The following is a 21,275-nucleotide window of genomic DNA, read 5'->3' as shown; positions in this document are numbered from 1 at the left end:
GGAACCTCTGATTAATGTCGGCAAGGCGGCCAGTGCAAGGCAAAAATGACCGAAAAGTGGTGTTTACGTGGTGTAAATGAGCATTTTGAGATCATTCTTTAAGCACCGATGGCAATGCAGGTAATTAATCAGAGGTTCCCTAGGTCGCAAGCATATACCTGTTTATCTTACGGAAAACTTACACAGATGATGGGCCATTTACTCAGCGTATGAATGCAGTGAAATCACAGTAGGTCATATGAAAGTTTGGCCGAGTTATTTTTTTGTTTCTTAAGATTTTTGCCAAGAATATCTATGTTCATTGCATGACGGCTTATGTCTGTTCCGCTCAACTGAATTCCATTCTGATTATTTTTTGACAACTGCGATAGTGGCTTTGAAGGCCGAAAAGGCGCTGCAAAGTTATGCCCTAATGTCTATTGATTTTGTGTTGAGAATGGCCGCTGTCATGACGACATAGCCGAGCAAACTCTCCCGGGAAACGTCAATGGGATTATCCAAAATTATTGTTCTTGCTGTGACTCTTTTTTGCAATTGCCTGCGCTGGATTGTTGGCAGAGTCAGAATTATCTGAACTGTCTGTTTTGCATTGAAGGGGGACGCCTACGTCCCCGCCTACTATTTAAAACGATACAGATAGCCAAAGAAAATCATAGATTCGCTAGAGCGATCTGTTAGGGGACTGTCTTTAATTTCCTCGTCGAGAGCCGTTACGCCAGCCTGTACGAAAAACGCTTGTTTCTGATCAAGCATATAGTCTAATCGCAGAGACTGCTCTACATTGGAACTGCTCTTATCAATATGATAGTAAGGGCGGTCTGCGCGTACCTCTGATTCGCGAACGCCATAGTAGTAGTCGCCATAGTCCTTATCTATCCATGTTGTTTATACGGCTGGGGTGAATATAAAACGATCACGGATGTGGAATTGCCGCTCGATGTCCAGGGTGGCCCGTTGTCCCTTACTGTTTCCGGATACGTCAAGTTGCCATTCTCCAAAAACACTGAAGGCAGGGCTGTACCAACTGAAGGATGGTCCAGCAAAAATACCCGCTTCTCGTTCGTCCATGCCTTCCAGAATTGGCGCATCATCCTCTTCATAACCATCGAACCCGAAAAGCTGGGTACGTAGGGAAAAAGTGAGTTCTTGTTCGTTCTGCCAACGGATGCTGGGTAATTTGAAGTCCAGCCAGGGGCCCATCAGTTCTACCCAGCGGTTCTCGAAAAACAGAACGGGTATCGCAAAGTTGTCTCTATCGATGTCTTTGTACATCTGCTGCTGACTGAGGGCGGCTAGCCCCAGACCCCAGGAATATCCATCGTCTGCGACTGGTTGTTCGAGATCGGGGGAAAGGTTGGGCTCCGCACCTTCTACGGATGCCGTAAAAAGTAGCGTGAATGAGATCGATGTGCACAGAGTGGTTGATTGGCGCATAAGTGAAATCCATAGGCGGTAATTTGAGAGTGAATTGTCTCCCAGGATTCATTACTCAAAACTTACTCGAGCCAGACTGGCTGAGAGCCAAGGATCGTAAAAACGCTGTGTCCACCCACGGAATTGATACATTGATATATCCTTTGGCGCGAAATCTGCTTCAGTAATCTTGAAATCTGCTTGAGTAACTTTAGAGAGGCTCGACAGGAACTCGACTTTGATGGGGTAGGGAGATTAGGTCATGCAGGTAAGCTTCACGAGGCGAATGGGTACCATGCGTCTGCGCTACATCGAGATATTCCAGGCAATCCTTGAAACCGGTACGGTGACTGACGCTGCAGCGTTACTGCATATTTCTCAGCCTGCGGCGACCAAACTCCTGCAGCAGGCTGAACGCAGTTTGGGGTTTCCACTTTTCGTGCGCACGAAAGGTCGTTTGCAGCCAACTCCGGAAAGCAATCTGATGCGCGAGCAGATGGAGCGCGTCTTTGATGAGCTGCGGGACCTGCAGCGATTGGCGTCAAACATCGCTAGAGCGGAGAACTACTTATTGCGCGTCGTGAGTACGCCGACATTAGCGAACGCAGTGGTGCCGAGCTCAATCAGTCACGTGCGGCGGCAGTTGGGGCGTGTGAATATTGAATTATCAACGCAGCATTCCTGTGAGATGGTGCGAACCCTCGTATTGCGCCAAGCGGATATCGGATTTACGTTGCAAGAAACCATACATCCCGATTTGGTGTGCGAGCCTGTTTACAGCACCGAACTGGTGCTTATTTCTGCCAGCGAGACCTGGGAAGACGCAGAATTGTCGCGACCTTTGAGTCTCGATTCTCTTGGGGGAAGCTCGATGATTGGTATCGCTACCGACGACAGCCTCGGTAGGCAGATTGACGGGATTCTCAATCAGTTAACACCAGCACCAGAAATATCGACCTGGGTGCAAACCTATTGGATTGCTCGCGAATTAGTGAGTGGTGGCGAAGGAATGGCTCTGGTCGATCCGTTTACTGCATTATCCGGTGGTCCTTCGATTCAAGTTCGGCGTGTGGCCGAAGCGCTGCCCGTCACCTTGTACGCAGTCTATCGTGTCGATGGAGCGCAAAATGTTGTTCGTAAAGCGTTTATGGATGGCGTGCAGGAAACATCCGCTCGATTAGCCGGTGCGTTACCTGGTGCCGAATTAGAAAGTGCGGCATAGTCAAAAATAGTCAAAAGGGACTTAACTATTGCTGTTGGATAGTCGGATTGTGGCTCCGGGAATTGTCATAGGCACAGCTAAGATAATGACGATCAAATTTAACAGTATACTGATGATTTGCGCAAAGATAGTGCCTTATGAAAATTATGCGCCAAATTTGAACAAGCTTACTTGTTTTGTTTCGTGAATTTCCCCCTCTTATCACCTGCTTTCGTGATGGCGTGAAAATTGCCGACTTACATCTATGAAAAATGAACGTTGAAGTTTGGTATGAAACGTCGATATCGCTCGTCTTCCATTTCAAGTGGTTTTTACAGAACCCATTCGAAGCAACAATTCCACGATAAATTTACGTTATCCAGGATGTAACATCGCCGCACCTCGATCCCTTAACGGATGAATTTTTCCCGATCTAACATTCACAATTCTAAAAAGAGAGCGCCAGTCTCAGGCGTATTTTTGATTCCAAAGAGAACATATCTATGAGTTTAACCAACCGCATTTTGATCGCCATGGCGCCGGTATCTTGGTCGGTTCACTACTAAATCTACTACTCGGCAGTAGCGGTATCGCTGAAGGTCTTCGCCATTTTATTCAGGTGTATGTTGTTGATGGCGTCTTCGAGGTGGTTGGCCGCATCTTTGTCGCTTCACTAAAACTGCTGGTCGTCCCTCTCGTTCTGGTGTCATTGATTTGTGGCTCCAGCTCCTTAGGTGACAGTGCGCGCATGGGGCCAATTGCTGGGAAGTCGTTACTGCTGTATTTGTTGACAACGGCAATTGCAATCGCTGTCGCACTTTTGGCCGCTGTGTTGGTGGGCCCAGGTGCTAACGTTGAGCGCAGCGGCGATGTGGCGAATTTTGAGTCTCCACCGGCGCCGCCGTTGGTAGATGTTCTGGTGAATATCGTTCCGTCTAATCCCATAGCAGCTCTGGCAGAAGGTAATATGCTGCAGATTATTGTTTTTGCTCTCTTGTTTGGCTACGCCATATCCCATGCCGGTGAGTCGGGACAGCGGATTGCAAACCTATTCCGTGACCTTGAAGAGGGGGTTATGCGGATGGTTATGGTACTTATGGCGATGGCACCCTACGGGATCTTTGCGTTATTGACGTCGTTGTTTTCTGAGTTGGGGTTCAGCGTCATTCGCGAACTTGCCGCGTACTTCTTCACAGTTTTGGCGGTGCTTATTTTCCATGTCCTTGTAACTTACAGCGCATTGTTGAAATGCCTTTCCGGTCTTTCACCTCGCATCATGTTGCAGAAAATGCGTTCCGTTTGGGCGCTTGCTTTTAGTACAGCCTCCTCAGGTGCAACACTTCCGGTGACGTTGGAAACGGTTGAGCATCGGTTAGGCGTTCACAAAGAAGTGGCCGGTTTTACCGTACCGTTGGGCGCGACCATTAACATGGATGGCACAGCGATTATGCAAGGGGTTGCCACGGTTTTTATCGCTCAGGTGTACGGCGTTGAGATGACAATGACGTCCTATTTGACCGTCATTCTGACCGCAACGCTCGCGTCTATTGGTACGGCTGGAGCGCCGGGAGTCGGGTTGATCATGCTCTCTATGGTACTGACGCAAGTGGGTTTGCCGGTGGAGGGTATCGCCTTGATTATTGGTGTGGATCGATTACTGGATATGGTGCGCACTTCGGTCAATGTCACGGGTGACGCTATGGTTGCTGTGTTGGTGGGTAAAAGTGAAGGGAAGCTGGATGAGGCGGTTTACCTCAATACCAAAGCGGATATCTAACTTAATCCTGTCGTTTTCGGTGGGAGCATAACTCAGGGTTATGCTCTCGCGGCATTTATTCATTGGTGGTGAACATAGACGAGTTTTACTCTGAGGTTGCCATTAAACGAAGTCATCTTTCTCGCGTTAGATTCGCGTTTGAAAGGCAATAGCACCGCAATTTGGATGATGTACGCTATGACAATTCAACACGCAGAAAAAATGGGAGAGTTGGAGAGTTCCGGAACCCTCTGGGCGGAAACTCTGTCGACGGAAATTGGTAAGGCGGTACTGGGCCAGAAGGCCATCATCGAGCGACTGCAGATCGCGTTGTTAACCGGCGGTCATGTTCTTCTGGAAGGTATGCCGGGTTTAGCGAAAACCACGTTGGTGAATGCGCTTGCGAAAGCGTTGGGAGTGAGTTTCGAGCGCATTCAATTTACGCCGGATCTGCTGCCCAGCGATATTGTCGGCACCATGGTGTATTCCGCTGCTGACGGTAAATTCACGCCGCATCCAGGGCCTATCTTTGCGAATCTGGTACTCGCCGATGAAATCAATCGCTCGCCCGCGAAAGTGCAGGCGGCACTGTTGGAAGCCATGCAGGAACGTCAGGTCACTATTGGCGGCAACACTCATCCATTGCCAAAACCTTTTCTGGTGATGGCCACACAGAACCCGCTGGAGCAGGAAGGGACCTATCCATTGCCTGAAGCCCAACTGGATCGCTTTCTGTTTAAATTACAGCTTGATTATCCGACTCAGGACGAAGAACTGGAGCTGATGCGCCGCTGGGGGCAGATGACGTCTCAGCCCGAGGTGACTGCGGTCGCCGATGGCGATCAGCTGCTGGCGTTGCGTGAGCAGGTGGATAACCTCTATATAGCCGAAAGCATTCAGACCTATATCGTCGCTCTGGTCCGGGCGACCCGCGAGCTGGCATCTCAGCGGGGTCATGACGAGGAATCCACCTTGTCCTTCGGGGCCTCACCCCGCGCGTCCCTGAGTCTGTTTCAGGCCAGTAAAGCGCTGGCCTGGATTCGCGGAATGGATTTTGTCAGTCCGGCGATCGTGCAGGAAATATTTCCCGATGTGATGCGCCACCGCGTCGGCCTGAGTTATGAAGCCGAAGCCATGGGCATTACCACCGATTCTGTTTTGCAGGGATTACTCGATAACACGCCCGTTCCAGACGCTGTGGCTGGTTGATCGGCGTCGCCATGCCTGCGTCTTCACGTCATCCCGAAACACCCTTGCCGTTGGCTCCCCGAGCCGTTCTGCGTCGCCTCGAATGGCGAGTTCAGCATGCGGTCAGTACAGCGCTGAGCGGGAATTACCGCTCGGTATTTCGCGGAAAAGGCATGGAATTTGATCAGGTGGTGAAGTATCAGTGGGGCGATGACCTGCGTGATATTGACTGGAATGTGACTGCTCGTCTCGGGGAACCCTATCGCAAAAAATTTATTGAAGAGCGCGAGCTGTCTTTAATTTTTGTCTTTGAAGATACGCCGGCGCTGCAGTTTGGCACGGGTGCACGCAGTAAGCGCGACACACTGCTGGAGCTTGCCGCACTGATGATGTTGCTGGGCGCCACGCATCGCGATCGTATCGGCCTGTTTTATTGTTCGCCCCAGGAAAACTGGTTTCAGCGTCCTCAGTCCGGCCGCAAGAGTGCGCTCCGCACGGCTGCCCGTCTACTGGGGCAACCGGCACCGGATCTGAGCGGCGCACCTGATGCGGATATGCCGTGGCGAATGATTCGTCGCGCGGCAACGTCTGGCAGTGTTGTACTCTGGTTCGGCTCGTTTTTACCGGGGGAAATGCCAACCGGCTGGCGAGCGTTGCAGCAGCGCTGTCAGACGGTTGGTGTGCGGGCGGACGATCCGTGGGATACAGAGCTGCCACGCCACACCCGAATTTCTACCTACGACCCCGTTGCGGGACGCATTGTCAATCTCGATACGGAGTCGACCGCAACTCGAAAATCCCATACCCACTGGAAACACTGGCGCGAATCCTGGTTCGATAAATTGTTTCCAATGGTGGATGCGAGACTGAAAGTCGGCAGTGACGCTGATACGCTCGACACTCTGGTGCGACATTTTCAGCAACACCATGCTGGCATGGGCTGGTAGGGCAGAATTATGGGCGAATGGGTACTGCATGATCCCCTCTGGCTGTTTCTCCTAGCGCTTCTGCCGCTCGCCATGTGGTTGCGCCGTCGTCGGGGGACGTCGGTGTGGGTGGTGCCCGAATCCGAACAGTGGCGAGGTTCAACCCGCAGTGATGCGCCGCCCTGGACGGTGGCTCCGGTGTATCTGGCGTTGTCGTTATTGATCCTCGGAATGGCGCGGCCTCAATGGGTGGCGCCCAAGCCGGATTTTCAGAAACAGGGTTACGATCTGATCGTTGCCATTGATCTGTCCACCAGTATGTACGCGGAGGATTTTCAGCAGGGTGGGCAGACGGTCAATCGTCTGCAGGCGATCAAACCCATTATTGCCGCGTTTATCAATGAGCGTCCCAATGATCGCATCGGTATCGTCACCTTTGCCGGTCGCGCCTATACCTTTGCGCCGCTGACCTTCGATCACAACTGGCTCAGAAAACAGGCGGCGCGACTCAGTATCGGTCTTATCGAAGATGGCACGGCTATCGGCGATGCCATTGGTGTTTCCCTTAAGCGTCTCAGGCAGGGCCGCAAGTCGGAGGGTGCAGGTGGTATCGTCGTGCTGCTTACCGATGGTGCCAGCAACAAAGGGGCTCTGGATCCCCGCCAGGCGGCCTCTCTCGCCGCCGATGAAAATGTTGCGGTTTACACCATTGGTGCCGGCGCTGAAGGCGATGTGCCCATGCCAATCTACGATTATGCGGGCAATAGGGTGGGCACCGAGATGCGCACCTCGGAGATTGATACACTGCTACTGCGGGATATTGCGGAAGCCACCGGCGGACTCTTCTTCCGCGCTACCGATGAGGGCGCGGTCCAGCGGGCATTCAGTCAGATAAACCAGGATGCCAAGGTGGAATTCGACGCACCGCCGCCTCTGATCAGTTATGAACGGTTCTATCTGCCGGTAACGGCCGCGCTGGTGTTACTGGGTCTCGCCATTATTGGAGGTCGCTACTGCCGACCTCTGGCCACGGTAACCTGAAGGGAGCTCTTATGAAATCGCTGATGATGGCTTTCCCTTTTCAGAACCGACAAGTGCGCAGCCGGACAGTGAGTACACAGGGATGATGATCTGGGCCACGCCACTTTTTCTACTGTTGTTATTACTGCCCTGTGCGGGATTGTTGCTGTCTCGTCGGATGACGCGATCAACTCCGCAAGCCCGCTGGAAGGCGATGCAGCGCGTGACGGTCTCTGGGAATCGAGTCCGGGCGCTCATTGCCAGCACGCCGAGGACTGCCTGCTATGCCAGCCTGCTGGCAATGGCGCTTGCGATTCTGGCACTGGCCCGACCTCTTTGGGGAGAGCAGGGGGATGAGGTTTTCAGCCGTTCCCGGGAAGTAATGATCGCTCTGGATCTGTCTCGCAGTATGCTGGCGACCGATGTTGAGCCAACCCGGATGCAGCAGGCGACGGAACTGATGGAACGCCTGCTCGATGGCTTGGAAGGGGAACGGGTCGGTCTGATTGTGTTTGCCGGTACTTCCTTCGTGCAGGTACCCCTGAGTCCTGACTACCAGATTATTCGAGAATTTATACCCGAGCTGGGGCCGGATTATATGCCTCAGGGGGGCTCCGATTATACCGGCATGTTAGGCGCATCACTGGAAGGGTTTGGCGAGGCCGGAGATGTCGATCGCTATCTGGTGGTGATGAGTGACGGCGAAAGTACGACAGAAGGTTGGGAGCAGCCGCTGGAAAAACTGGCTGAACAGCGGGTGCACGTTCTTTCCATGGGTCTTGGGACGGTTGAGGGTGGCTTTCTCGATAACGGCTATGGCGGGTATTACAAAGATACGGAAGGTAATGTGATTCACTCCCGACTGATGCCCGCCACACTGGAAGCACTCGCGAACCGGACTCAGGGCCATTACTTTAATGTCAGTGATATTGATTCGGCGGTGTCTTCACTGGTGACTGAGATTCAGTCTGGAGAACAGGGACGATTTGAAGGCGACGGTAGCGCCGGTGTCAGAGAGCAGTTTCAGTGGTTCCTGTTGCCTGCCGTCATTCTGGTTTTTATTGGCCTGTTGCGGGAATTTCAGTTGCGGCCAGCCCCAAGGGATATCCGTCGCAGTTCTGCGGCGACCACAAAAGCCCGTCGCGGTGTTCATTCCCTACTGCTTCTACTGATCACCAGTGGACTGCTGTATAAACCCGAGGCGCAGGCGCATTTTGATAATCAGGCCGATTTTGAAGTGCGGGAAGTCTTCGACAGCAATCCGGTCGAACGGCTGCGCGCAATTGTTCGTCACCTCGCCGAATTCGACTATGACGCCTACGATCTGCGGTTGATGGTTGAGGAGACGATCAAATATGGCCTCGATCAGAAGCGGCTGGATCTGCCGCCGGAAGAGGGGGTCATTCGTGATGCGATAGAGGCGACGCATCTGGGCGAGGCTAAGGATACCAGCGTTGCCGACTGGGCGTTCTATCGTGAACGGTTGGAAATGCTGCTGATTAAACCTGACAGTGAGCTGGCAGAAGAGCCGTCTGAACGACCGCCAGAGGCGCTGGATGAAGAAGACACACCGCCTATGGTTGCTGGCCAGAGTACTCAGCAGTCGGCGACAGATTCTTTCGGCCAAGGGGCATCCGCGAAAACCGACGCCGCTCTGGGTGATATGACGGCCCCGGATGATGTGAATATTAAACGGGAAGGCAAGCCGCCACCGCCCAAAAATGCCCGTATGGCCGCCGTTCGCGCCGCCCGTGGTGATCGTTCGGGCTCCAGTGATCCCATACTGTCGTTTTCACGGCAGCGACTGGAAGAGGCAGCGAAGCGGGATTCACCGGGACGCCTCCATCAATTGCTGACCGAGACCTCGGAGCAGCAGACTCAACCTCAGCAGGATTGGTGAGATGCGCTGTCCGTTATCAATCATTGGTTTCACGCTGTGGCTATTGTGTTTTCCGACCTTTGTCAGCGCACAGGCGTCCGCGTTGGATGGTGAGTCATCTGCTTCTGCGTTGCCACCGGCGATGCCGGTTCCGGTCGGGCAGATTGGGGATTCGGTATCGGTCGTGCCGCCTCTGGTCTGGCTGCTTCCTGCCATTATCTTACCCCTGTTGCTCTGGGGTGGGCTTGCCTGGTGGCGGGCCTGGCAGACAGAACCCATGCGACTGCGCCGCAAAGGTGTGCGGGAGTTGAAGCGGTTACAGACTGCTGTTGGTCAGAGTGGACGGGCACCTTCATCCCGTGAATTGTTTCAGTGCCTGCGGGCGGTTGCGATGAGTTGGGGCGTTACAGAGGCAACACCTGCTTCGGGCCAGATTCGCACGGCGGTTCTGAAGCTCACTGGCAAATCAGATGAGGCAGACCTCTGGCATTCTCTCTGGCGCTTGACGGAGCGGGGGCTGTACGCGCCGCAGGGCTGTTCGGTGACAGATTGGAAAAGCAGTCTCGACGCCTGTATCGGGCCTCTGCAACCACCTGAGCGAGTCCACCGTTTTCCCACGCTACGGCAACACTGGTTACCGTCACTGAGCCTTCTGCCTTTTGTCTTCGCCAGTGTGCTGCTCGTTCCTGAACAGGGGTATGCCCAGCCGAAGAGTGACGCCAGGAGTGACTGGGTTGGGGCGCTGCAGGCCGATGGTCGGGATTGGGCCGCGCATCAGAATCTGGCCCGTTCGCTGTATGATGAAGGCCAGTCCGGTCCGGCATTGCCGCATTCGCTGGCGGCGTTTCTTCTGCACGCCAGTGACGACAGTCGTCGGTTGTTGAACGTCAATCTGGATGCCATCGGCACGGCGGATCCGACCTTGCAGGGGCTGTTTTCAGAGCCGTCCCTGTCCGGAATTCCGGGCCACTTTTCTCCAGCCAGCTGGCAACGCTTCGCTGTTCTATCGGCAATTGTCCTGGCGCTTGGACTCGTTATCGCCATTGTCGGGCTCTACCGTTCGCAACGGCGTTACTGGTTAGTGCCGGGCACCGTGATTGCGGTATTCGGTATCGCCGCGCTGGTGGTCTGCCAGCTGAGCTGGTCCTCCTGGGGGGATCTCCGTTATCCGGATGCCGCCATGCTATTACAGTCTGTCAATCTGTTGCCAGAACCCACAGATCTCGTTCCCCAGGAAGAAAGCTCTCCACTGCAGGAAGGCGCCATCGTGCGTGTAAACCGGGAATTTCTGGGCTGGATTCAGATACACCAGGAGGGCGGCAACACGTCTGGCTGGGTGCGTTCCGCCAGTGTCATGCCGTTGTATGGTAATACCAATGTGAAAGACGCATAACCTCTGGTTATGTGCACCCGGTGCTAATTCATTGGTTGCTGTAGCGGCCTCTTGTTTAAGGTAAAAATTCTTGTGACCGCGGTCGCCTCGCCCGTCACTCAACAACATGTAACGTCAGATAAGAAGGGTTTCTCATGAAAATGCTGCGCCGATCTTTTGTCGGACTGATCAGCTCGGGACTGATGGTACTAATGCCTCTGTTTGCCGATGCACAGTCTGTCTCCAAAGCCGCTAAGGCAACCACTAAACCAGTACGCATTGCCGTGTTGAAATTCGCTCACGAAACCGTGACCTTTCTGCCTTACGATACCACCATTGATGACTTCACGTTTGAGGGCTCTCCCGCGCGGGGAGAGGCATTGCTGAATTCATCACCCTCCGGATATATCGGTGGATTCGTTAAGGTTGCCCGTGAACATGCGAACGTCGAACTGGTCGGTATCGAATCCCCGCTCGGCTCCAAGCGTGGTTCCGGTTCCGGCTGGATTACCAAGGAAGCTTACGAGCATTTCGTCGGCAAAATGATCGCCGAATTAAAAGCCCAGGGCCCATTTGATGGGGTGTATCTGTCGGTGCATGGCGCCATGGGCGTGAGGGATGTGGCCAAGCCAGAGGCGGAACTGGCGCGCCGTGTGCGTGAAGTGGTCGGCCCGAAAGCGTTTATTGTCGGCACTTTCGATCCTCACGGCAACGAAGATGAAGATTTCCTGCGTTATGCCGACCTCGCATTCTGTATTAAATATTATCCGCACTATGATGGCTATCTGCAGGGAGAGCGGGCAGCGCGCACGCTGATCCGCACAATCCGTGGCGACTACGAGCCGACAACCGCAACTCGCAAACCGCCGATCATCACCCCTTCGGTGCTTCAGTGGACCGGTCAATCCCCATGGATGGATCTTGTGCAAAGGGCACTGGTGTGGGAAGCCCGCGAGCCGGATGTCTATGTGAATTTTTATTACGGCTTTGCGTTTATGGATTCCGTCGAAGCGGGTATGACCTTTCAGGTGATTACCAACGGCGATCCGGAACTGGCCAATCACATTGCCGACGATATGGCTCAGACGGCCTGGCGTCTGCGTGAAGATCTTTACTACGGCACCAAAGTGTACGACATGAAAGAGGGCGTCGGTCTGGCAAAAACGGCCATGGCGGAAGGCAAATTTCCGGTTGTGCTGGCCGATCACAGTGACCGTTCCGGTGCGGCCACCTGGTTGTTGGATCAGGTCATCAAGCAGGGCCTGAGTGACACACTTATTGCAACGGTCGCCGACGAAGCGCTCATCGAAGAACTCCGGGAAAAAGGCGTTAAAGTGGGTGATGTGTTTGATTATGACGTGGGCGGCAAACTCGATGTGTCTGCGGGTGAGCCGGTGCATGTAAAAGGGGTTGTGAAAAACGTCAGTGGCGGTATGACTCGTGGGCGGGCAATGGGTTCCCAGCTCTGGGTGGGTGTCGAATTTGGTGATAACAACCTGCTGTTGATCAGCCCCTACCTACATCAGAACACGGAGCCAGAAGCCTTTGCCGCCATTGGAATTAACCCCGACGATTACAAAACCATTGCCATTAAGTCGCGGGTTCATTTTCGTCGCGGCTATCACGACAACGGTTATGCAAAAACCATCCTGCTGGTGGAGCCCGACCAGCCTTTCCTCGGCACGATTCGCCTGGAAGGTCTCAACTATCAACACCTGAATCTGGAAAAATTTTATCCCTTCGGTAAAGACGTAACTTACCCATAAGTGACAGCAGCATGATGACAATGATGTACAAAACACTTCTGACCTGGCTGTCTCTGACGCTGCTAGTGTTCACTGCAACTTCGACACAGGCTCAGACGCGTAAGGGCGATACCACCACCAAGCCGGTGCGTATCGCGGTGATTAACTTTATGCACGAAACCGTGACTTTCCTTCCCTACGATACCGAGCTGGACGATTTTATTTACGAGGGATCGCCAGCCCGTGGCGAAGCACTTTTAAATTCGTCTCCCAAAGGGTATATCGGCGGTTTTGTGAAAGTGGCCCGCGAACACGCCAACGTAGAACTGGTGGGGATCGAATCGCCATTATTTCCGAAGCGTGGCACGGCCACCGGCTGGATCGATAAAACCACCTACGATCATTTTGTGAATAAGATGATCGCAGAAATCAAAGCGCAGGGGCCGTTCGATGGTGCCTATCTTGCGGTTCATGGGGCGATGGGTGTTCGCGGTGTGGAGAAGCCCGAAGCGGAACTGGCGCGACGGGTTCGGGAAGCGATCGGACCAAAGGGGTTTATCGTCGGGACTTTTGATCCCCATGGCAATGAGGACGAAGACTTTCTGCGGTATGCCGATCTGGCATTCTGTATTAAGTACTATCCGCATTACGACGGCTATCTGCAGGGAGAGCGTGCGGCACGCACGTTGATTCGCTCCATTCGTGGCGATTACACGCCGACAACAGCCACGCGCAAACCGCCAATTATCACGCCGTCTGTGCTGCAATGGACCGGCCAGTCTCCGTGGATGGATCTGGTGCAGCGCGCGTTGGTCTGGGAAGCCCGCGAGCCGGATGTCTATGTGAACTTTTATTACGGCTTTGCCTTTATGGATTCGGAAGAGGCCGGTATGACCTTTCAGGTGATCACCAACGGCGATCCCGAACTGGCCAATCATATTGCCGATGATATGGCTCATACCGCCTGGCGGCTGCGCGAAGACCTTTACTACGGTACCAAGGTGCACACCATGAAAGAAGGGGTCAGCCTTGCCAAGGAAGCCATGGCGAAGGGCGAATATCCGATTGTGCTCGCAGATCACAGCGACCGATCCGGGGCTGCCACGTGGCTTCTGGAGCAGGTGATAGAACAGGGACTCAGTGACACATTGATCGGTACCGTTGCCGATGCGGATCTTATTGAAGAGCTGCGTGAGAAAGGCGTTAAGGTCGGCGACAAGTTCGACTATATGGTTGGAGGACGTCTCGACGAGTCTGCGGGTGATCCGGTACATGTGGTCGGTACGGTGAAGACTGTAAGCGGGGGTATTTCCCGATTCAGCGGCGCGGCGGCCAGCCAATTGTGGGTCAGTGTCGAGTTCGGCGATAACAATCGTCTGCTCATCAGTCCCTATCTGCATCAGAATACCGAGCCAGAAGCGTTTATGGATATTGGTATTAATCCGGACGACTTTAAGGCGATCGCGATTAAATCCCGGGTGCATTTCCGCCGCGGCTACGACGATAACGGCTATGCGCCCACCATTCTGCTGGTGGAGCCGGATCAGCCATTCCTTGGAACCATTCGTCTGGAAGGTCTGAATTACCAGCACATGGATCTGAACGATTTCTATCCCTTTGGGAAAGATGTTACCTACCCATAGCCATGCAAAGCTCTTCCTCGCCGGCAGCAGGCAGTTTGCTGTCGGCTCTTTTTTATTCGTATACGCCATTTTTATGCGTACTTTAGGGCTGGGAACGTGTGTTGTATGAGTAAGACGATGAGACGCTTTCTATGTTGGTGGCTATACGCCAGTGTAATGTCATTTTTGCTGGCAGCTTCAGCATCGGCCTCTCAAGCCTACGTCGATTTAAACATTGATTCATCAGGCCATATTGGTGGTCAAATGCGCGTGAGCGTGTCTGAACTACAAACGGAATTAAAATTGGATTCCAATGGCGATGGTGACGTCACCTGGGAAGAGCTGCGACCCCATCGTGCGGATATTGAAGCTTATCTGCTAACGCCTTGTGCCTTTTGGGTGAACGAATTGGCGGTGATTCCTCGGTTCGGTGAATTCAGTTACGGAGTTCAAGGAGACGTTCCGCAGGTCGCTGCTACTGTGACTTTCAATGGCCAGCCACCCATCCGCAACGTGAGTATTGATTGCAGCCTGAGTCACCTCAATCTCAGCGAATACCCACGTAGTGTCTCTATACGTTGGCCCGGTGGTGGGGCGCACCAAGCGTTATTGAATACAGCTATTCCAGGCGGATATTTTGATGAGGCGAGTGCTCATCAAGATGACATTTTCGATTTTATCGTGTCCGGTATCTGGCATATATGGATCGGCTACGACCATATCCTGTTTTTAATCGCATTATTGATACCGGTGGTTCTGCAGCGCAATTCTACCGGACGTGAACCGGTCGCAGGATTTGGGAAAACGCTCCTGCGGGTCGCGGTGATCGTCTCTGCATTTACAGTTGCCCATTCGTTCACCTTGAGTCTTGCCGTGACAGGGGTGGTGCAATTACCGCCGAAAGTGGTGGAGTCTGTCATAGCGGCGTCTGTGGCATTGGCCGCACTGAATAATTTACGACCGTCAGTAGCCGGATCTCAAGGAGTCTGGATCGCCTTGTTGTTCGGGTTATTGCATGGCTTTGGTTTTGCCAATGTCTTTCAAGACGTGGAAACCGGCGGTCGCTTTTGGTCAGCATTGATTGGTTTTAATGTGGGCGTGGAATTGGGGCAACTAGCCATTGTGGTGATATTTGTTCCGCTAGCCTATTTTCTGCGGCGGACTCGTTTTTATCGATTGGGAGTGGTCTATGGCGGCTCGTCACTGGTGGCGCTGTGTGCTTGTGTATGGTTGGTGCAACGAGTGTCTGCCTAAAGCCGGAAATCGTCAGAGCTATAGGAATGATCGGAGCCAGTAAGTGTTTCGATGTCGTTTGCTATGTAACCGCTCATTCTACGGAGTCATTGACTTCTCTATACAAATCCGAGCGTAACGGATTTTCGGCAAACGTGTCCTTCCAAAGGCGTGGGGTCAGTTCTTCGATCTGGCTTGCCGGATGTTCATTGATTCTCAACAGTACATCCGTTAGACAGGTGTACGCGTTAATGTCGTGTAGGCGGCAGGTGCTGATCAGGCTTTGGATGATGCCGACGTGCTCAGCCCCAAGTTCTGTCCAGCAAAAAAGCCACGACTTGCGCCCCATGGGAATCGGCCGCAGCGTTCGCTCCAGATGATTGGTATCCATCGCCACGTCCGGCTCTTCCAGAAACACCCGCAGTTTGTGCTCTTTGTTGATGACATAACCCAAAGCCTTGGACAATGGGTTTGATGGGATCAGGTCAGTTCGCTGCAACTGTCGCTGACACCATTCGAAGAATCGATCCACCAAGGGCTTGCTGTGCTCAAGACGATAGTTCCGTTTGCGGTCATCCGTCAGTACTTTATCTGTAATAATCGCTTCATGTTTATAGAGTGCCGCGATGATATCCAGAGCTTCTCGTACCGCTGCCGGCTCCTGCTCTTCTGCCTCAATAAATTGCCGACGACTGTGCACCCAACATTGAGCGTGCGTTACTGCCTGACTGGCGTCAACGTAACTGGCATAAGCCGAGTAGCCGTCACTGAGTAACGTGCCTTTGAAGGAGCGTTTAAGAATCCCCTCGATATGTTGTCGGCCTCGACTGTTCGAGAAGGTAAACACCACCTCATCCTGATCCCCGTAAAGTGGCCAGAACCAGCTCTGCTTGAGTTTGCCTTTGCTGGCTTTGCCTGCCTTGATGGGCGTTTCATCCATCGCAAGGACCCGGCTTCGAAGGACATTCTGCAACTGCGCTTCGACAATGGGGCGTAGCAAGTCTATCGCCCGCTTGACCAGATTCGTCAGCGTGGCGCGACTGAGTGTAATCCCGGCGTGTGTCAGGCGTTGATGCTGACGATAAAGGGGTAAATGAAATTGAAATTTGTCGATGAGCAGTCCAGCCAGAAGACTGACGTCGGCGAGACTTTTGTCCAGCACATTAAACGGTGCTGGGCTTGGGAGGGGCTGCTCACGGTCTTTGCGTTTGATGACGGGGCGGTCATAGCGCAGCACCACATAACTGGCCGGACGCTGGGCCAGACGAAAGGTGCTTTTGGTACCGATAATGTCGTATTGATCCGCTTCAGGACCCTGTAATTCTGGGGGCTGCACCTCAATCACATCAACCGGCACCTCATCGGTAAACCGCAGGCCGCTGTCGTTAACGCAGTCATCGGGGCGCTGCTTGGGAGCTTTACCTCGCTGGTAGGTCACCGTGGTGGTTTCACCTTCTGGAGAAACGGGTTCCGAGGCGTCGCCCAGCAGGCTCGGTTGGTGGGGATTATCAACGGGCCGCTTTTCGGATTTTTGGCCAAACAGCTGTCGCTCAAACCACGCCACTCTCTGCTTCAAAGCCGCATTTTCCTCGCGCAACGCGGTGACTTCGTCACGCGATGTTTGAGTGCTGTCGTCGGCCTTTGATGAAGGTTGAGTGGTCTTTTGCATGGGAAGGATTATATCACCGGATGCATCATATCGGTCGCTGATAACGCTTGAATTGCCGGGATTTCTGCACTTCAATGCCATCCAACATCAGCTGCAGATCCGTCCGCGTCAGGGATCTTTGTCCAGAGGCGGAGGCCGGGTATCGAAACTGCCCTTGTTCCAACCGCTTACACCAGAGACAATACCCGGACGGCTCAAAGTACAGGATTTTCATCTGCGTCTTGCGACGATTGATAAAGACAAAATATTGTCCACTTAACGGATTGTGCCCCAGCGGGTTTTTCACCAGGGCACTCAGCCCGTTAAACGACCGACGCATATCCGTTGGTTCGGTACACAACCAGATGCTGGATTGTGTGGCCGGGGAAAACATCAGTTCTGCGCCAGTCGCAATTCCACACCATTGCCAAGACTCAGGGTAATGGTCCAGCCCGTGGCGTCGCTCTGAAGTGCCCCGAGACGAATGAATTGAGCGGGAGCTTCGGATGGCTCAAGCAATACCTCTCTGGTCAGACGCTTGCGCCATGAGCAAAAGCTGGCGTATCCCAAATTCTGATCCTTACAGAATTGTGCGGCTGACTGGTTACTGGATTGCCACTGCTGAACAATCGTTTGCCATTGTTCCATGGTGCGACGTTGAATTGCCATACTGCCTCCTCGATAAGTGAGGGTGCAGACTATCGCGCGAAGGCTTATCGATCACGACGCCGCAGAATGAGCGGTTACTTTGCTATAGCACTCCGTTACTAATCCGCTGAGGGAGCTACCCCTTGTTAAGGGCTTGGTTAAAGTCCTCGGTGACATTCTTGACCGGGTGCTAATTCTTTCAGTTGTTTGCCTGTCCCCAAACGGCAGCCTTTCACAACTCCCTGTTATTTCTAGAAAAAGACCTAATTTGTGGCGCTTGAATGCGCGGCTGCACTGATAAGTGGCGTTCGCATGGCGCCTAACTTACAAATATAACGAACAGTTATGCGACGTTATTAACTTTTCATTGGTGGCGCCACAGTCCTGCCAGTAAGTTTGAAGTGCGTTCGTTGTGATCGTATCCGCAAGGAAGAGGAAGCTATAGGACGTCGAAGGCAGTCGAGCAAATGGTGTTTGGTGTCTAGCGTCTTACCGGAATAAGCAAGTCAGTTTTAAGGTAGCACTCTGACTTGATTGACTCGCCGGGCAGGTTCCGATTTGTGGTCAGTCGCCATCGAAAAATTTGGGGGAGTATTTCATGTTACATGCAGACAACGTTTTATCAGAAAAGGGATTCCAATTGTCCGCGGCGAGTATGCTCCGCAAGATGATTGTATTGAGTCTATCGGCGGGGGCAACATCGCTGGCGCAAGCACAGAGTGATGCGGGCTCTTCCGGTCAATTACTAGAGGAAGTTGTAGTAACGGGAACCAGTATTGCCCGTGAAGATACCGAGGCGCTTCCGGTCACCGTGATGAGCCAGGAAGAGATGGATCTGCGCGATGCCGGTACACCGGTTGATCTGCTGACCTCACTGCCGTCTGTAACCGGCGTTCCGCTCAATGAATCCACCCAGGGTGGAGCGGGATCACGGGGTGACGTAGCCGGTATTGCCATGCGTGGACTGGGTACAGGCGCGACGCTGGTACTATTAAATGGCCGCCGCATGGCTGCCCACGGTATGGCCCAGGGCACTACCATGACTGTCAATGCGAATACCATGCCTGCACGGGGCTTACAGAGGGTTGATGTTCTGCGCGATGGTGCCTCGTCAATCTATGGTTCCGACGCGGTGGCCGGGGTGGTCAACTTCGTGGTTGATCCCAATTATGTCGGCAACCAGCTGGAAGTGCAGACTGGATTTACCGAAGCCGGTTCCGGTGATGAAAGACGCTTTACTTTCACCCACGGTAATTATTATCTGAACGATAAATTACACATTACGTCGACCTTCGATTACTACGATCGCGATCCACTGTATACCCAAGACATTGTGGGCGATGCTGACAAGGTTTCTCAGGTCCCTTACGGTTTCAACGCCGTCAACGGACCTTTTTTTGATCGTAATGCCTCCAGCCAATATCCGATCTATTCGGTTCCAAGCCTGGGTACTCAATACTTGGTACCTACCGGCAACGGCACCGCAACCATCAGTGATAGCTCTCCCGCTCGGGACGGTGAGTTCTCCCGGGATGCCTACTTCAACATGAACGAAGGCTATGCACTGCCGGAAACCTCACGTCTCAACTGGTTTACCCAATTAGACTACGAATTGGACAATGGCATACAGCTGTTTGGTGAAGCATTGTATTACGCCGCTGAGTCCACCATGGAGCGTGCGCCGGTAGCCTACAGTGCCTCTGCTAACCGTACCATCACCATTGCCGCCGACAATCCGTTTAACCCCTATGGTGAAGAAGTCACTCTGAGCAACTACCGCTTCGTCGATAACGGCAACGAAGTCGCCGAAGTCGATACCGAAGCCTTCCGTGGTGTCTTCGGTGCCCGTGGTGATATCGGCGCAAACTGGGGGTGGGAATCGGCGGTAACCTACTCAAGAAACCGCACTCGTGACGTCTCCCAAAACGCGATTCGTGAATCAGCCACCATTGCGGCTATCGATGCAGGTCTCTACAACCCCTTTGGTTATAATTTCGAAACCATTGATGGTGTAGTAACGCCTACCACCGTCTATGAGAATGACCCGGACGTGATTGATACCTTCTCCCAGAAATTCAAGCAGACGGGTACCGATATTCTGGCTACCGGTGATGCGCGGGTAACCGGTGATCTGGTCGAAACCTGGGCGGGACCATTGCAGGTCGCCTTTGGTGCTGAGTACCGCTATGAAGACTATTTATTGCATCGTCCTCAGTATGCTGGTTTGAACTACGAGAATGATCTCGGTTTGGACCCCACCGATAACGACTTCATCCAGGCTTCTCCATCGGCAGATATTTCCGGCACACGAGGGGTTTCTGCAGGCTTCGTTGAAGCGGTAATTCCTCTGGCAGCGCCAGAGAACGAGATTCCCGGTATCTACAGCCTGTCTCTCGGTGCATCTTTGCGCTATGAAAACTACGATGATTTCGGAAGCACTACCAATCCGAAATTCACCTTGGATTATCGTCCTTTCGAAGACATCATGATCCGTGCGTCCTACAACGAAGGCTTCCGCGCGCCTAACCTGGCGATGTTGGGCTACGAGCGTACCACGGTAGCGTCTTACAATGACCCTTACCGTACCGGTCTCACCGGTGGAGACTCTTCACCGCGTTTGCAGACCACCGGGGCTCTTGGCGAACTCGAACCAGAAACCTCGGAAGGTATCACCTTGGGTGTCGTGGTTGATGTGCCTTGGGTCGACGAACTGCGCTTCTCGGTGGATTACTTCAAGATCGAGATGGATAACGTAATCGCCACGCCGAACGCCAGCCAGATTCGTAACGATGATGCGGAGCGTCTGCAAGCGGCTACCCAAGCGGCATTAGCCCAAGGTATTGCCATTGAAGATATCGATCTTGGTAGTGGTACCGATAGCTATGTTGGTAACGAGAGTGTTATCCGTGCTGCGGTTACTGATGAAGATCGCGCAGCCTTCGCCGAGTACAATGCCAGCCGTCCGCAGTCGGAGTGGCTAGCGGCAGTGGGTGAAATGCAGAACACGATTACGTCCTTCGCTAACGCGGATTCTCAGAAAGTATCCGGTTACGACTTCAACATCACTTACAACATGCCGGATTTCTCTTGGGGAACCATGACCTTTACCACCGACTGGACCTATCTGGATGAGTTTACCCAGACAGGTGGTTTGTCCGGTGTTTCCGAAGTGCTGTTGGAAACCGATGGTAATGCCAAGCTGCGTGGCTCCATGGCTTTATCTTGGCAGTATGACACCTGGGCTGCGGGTATCTCCGGTTACTATATCGGTGAATACGCTGATACCGGTGCGACATTCAGCCCCGATGAAACTTGGGATGGTAGCATTCCGAGCTACGTGATGACGGTAGACGGCACCAACTACTGGAAAGTTGATGAAACCGTTACGTTCAATGGCTTCGTTTCGAAAACATTCAACGCGGGCGACTCTTTCCTCGATGGCACTACCGTTCGCCTCGGCGTGAAGAACCTGCTGGATGAAGAGCCACCGTTGACTTCAGATACTGCCGGTTACGATGCTTCCGTCTACAACAGCGTAGCTATGGGGCGCGTTTGGACTCTGCGTTTAACCAAAGATTTCTAAGGATTAACTCGCACCGAACGCATTTACTCTAACGGGATAGA

Annotated in this window: 14 protein-coding genes and 1 pseudogene; 11 read left to right on the top strand and 4 right to left on the bottom strand. The window is 53.1% G+C overall.

Annotated features, from left to right (window positions below; genetic code table 11):
* Positions 1 to 618: 618 nt before the first annotated feature.
* Positions 619 to 1,434: pseudogene (locus tag ACXAFR_RS26690) on the bottom strand (MipA/OmpV family protein).
* Positions 1,435 to 1,699: 265 nt separating this feature from the next.
* Here ACXAFR_RS26690 and ACXAFR_RS26685 point away from each other — a divergent pair.
* The 10 genes from ACXAFR_RS26685 (at position 1,700) to ACXAFR_RS26640 (ending at position 15,376) form a co-directional block, all read left to right on the top strand.
* On the top strand, positions 1,700 to 2,635 hold the full coding sequence (locus ACXAFR_RS26685) for a LysR family transcriptional regulator (RefSeq protein ID WP_475183055.1): 936 nt from the start codon (positions 1,700 to 1,702) through the stop codon (positions 2,633 to 2,635).
* 526 nt (positions 2,636 to 3,161) lie between these two features.
* On the top strand, positions 3,162 to 4,391 hold the full coding sequence (locus tag ACXAFR_RS26680; RefSeq protein ID WP_475183051.1) for a dicarboxylate/amino acid:cation symporter: 1,230 nt from the start codon (positions 3,162 to 3,164) through the stop codon (positions 4,389 to 4,391).
* A gap of 177 nt (positions 4,392 to 4,568) precedes the next feature.
* Positions 4,569 to 5,579 carry an AAA family ATPase gene (locus tag ACXAFR_RS26675; protein WP_475183048.1) on the top strand — a complete coding sequence of 337 codons (1,011 nt, stop codon included), beginning with the start codon at positions 4,569 to 4,571 and terminating at the stop codon, positions 5,577 to 5,579.
* Between the two features lie 11 nt (positions 5,580 to 5,590).
* Complete coding sequence (locus ACXAFR_RS26670) at positions 5,591 to 6,505, top strand: DUF58 domain-containing protein (RefSeq protein ID WP_475183045.1); 915 nt, start codon at positions 5,591 to 5,593, stop codon at positions 6,503 to 6,505.
* A 9-nt stretch (positions 6,506 to 6,514) separates the two neighbouring features.
* Entirely contained in the window at positions 6,515 to 7,525 is a 1,011-nt protein-coding gene (locus tag ACXAFR_RS26665) for a VWA domain-containing protein (protein ID WP_475183043.1), read from the top strand.
* A gap of 82 nt (positions 7,526 to 7,607) precedes the next feature.
* Positions 7,608 to 9,404: a VWA domain-containing protein gene (locus ACXAFR_RS26660; protein WP_475183041.1), complete on the top strand. Its 1,797-nt coding sequence runs from the start codon at positions 7,608 to 7,610 to the stop codon at positions 9,402 to 9,404.
* A 1-nt stretch (position 9,405) separates the two neighbouring features.
* Positions 9,406 to 10,776: a DUF4381 family protein gene (locus tag ACXAFR_RS26655; RefSeq protein ID WP_475183039.1), complete on the top strand. Its 1,371-nt coding sequence runs from the start codon at positions 9,406 to 9,408 to the stop codon at positions 10,774 to 10,776.
* A 134-nt stretch (positions 10,777 to 10,910) separates the two neighbouring features.
* Entirely contained in the window at positions 10,911 to 12,521 is a 1,611-nt protein-coding gene (locus ACXAFR_RS26650; protein ID WP_475183036.1) for a M81 family metallopeptidase, read from the top strand.
* 11 nt (positions 12,522 to 12,532) lie between these two features.
* Positions 12,533 to 14,143, top strand: coding sequence for a M81 family metallopeptidase (locus ACXAFR_RS26645; protein ID WP_475183034.1), 1,611 nt, complete (start codon positions 12,533 to 12,535; stop codon positions 14,141 to 14,143).
* A 105-nt stretch (positions 14,144 to 14,248) separates the two neighbouring features.
* On the top strand, positions 14,249 to 15,376 hold the full coding sequence (locus tag ACXAFR_RS26640) for a HupE/UreJ family protein (protein WP_475183032.1): 1,128 nt from the start codon (positions 14,249 to 14,251) through the stop codon (positions 15,374 to 15,376).
* A 73-nt stretch (positions 15,377 to 15,449) separates the two neighbouring features.
* Here the strand turns inward: ACXAFR_RS26640 and tnpC are convergent, their stop codons facing one another.
* The 3 genes from tnpC to tnpA are packed head-to-tail and all read right to left on the bottom strand — an operon-like array spanning position 15,450 to position 17,672.
* Positions 15,450 to 17,099 (bottom strand): IS66 family transposase, encoded by a 1,650-nt coding sequence (gene tnpC, locus ACXAFR_RS26635; protein ID WP_475183060.1) that lies wholly within the window; start codon positions 17,097 to 17,099, stop codon positions 15,450 to 15,452.
* Positions 17,050 to 17,397, bottom strand: coding sequence for an IS66 family insertion sequence element accessory protein TnpB (gene tnpB, locus ACXAFR_RS26630; RefSeq protein ID WP_475183029.1), 348 nt, complete (start codon positions 17,395 to 17,397; stop codon positions 17,050 to 17,052). The genes tnpC and tnpB overlap by 50 nt, the downstream gene beginning before the upstream one ends.
* Positions 17,397 to 17,672 (bottom strand): IS66 family insertion sequence element accessory protein TnpA, encoded by a 276-nt coding sequence (tnpA, locus tag ACXAFR_RS26625; RefSeq protein ID WP_475183028.1) that lies wholly within the window; start codon positions 17,670 to 17,672, stop codon positions 17,397 to 17,399. Before tnpA ends, tnpB begins: the two co-directional genes overlap by 1 nt.
* Positions 17,673 to 18,249: 577 nt before the next feature.
* Between tnpA and ACXAFR_RS26620 the strand changes: the two genes are divergently transcribed.
* Positions 18,250 to 21,234, top strand: a complete 2,985-nt coding sequence (locus ACXAFR_RS26620; protein ID WP_475183026.1) for a TonB-dependent receptor plug domain-containing protein — start codon at positions 18,250 to 18,252, stop codon at positions 21,232 to 21,234.
* The last annotated feature ends 41 nt before the right edge of the window (positions 21,235 to 21,275 follow it).

The sequence above is a fragment of the Pseudomaricurvus sp. ABR4_320 genome (assembly GCF_056159445.1).
Note: the sequence above shows the minus strand (reverse complement) of the source record. Positions and strands in the feature narration are given on the sequence as shown.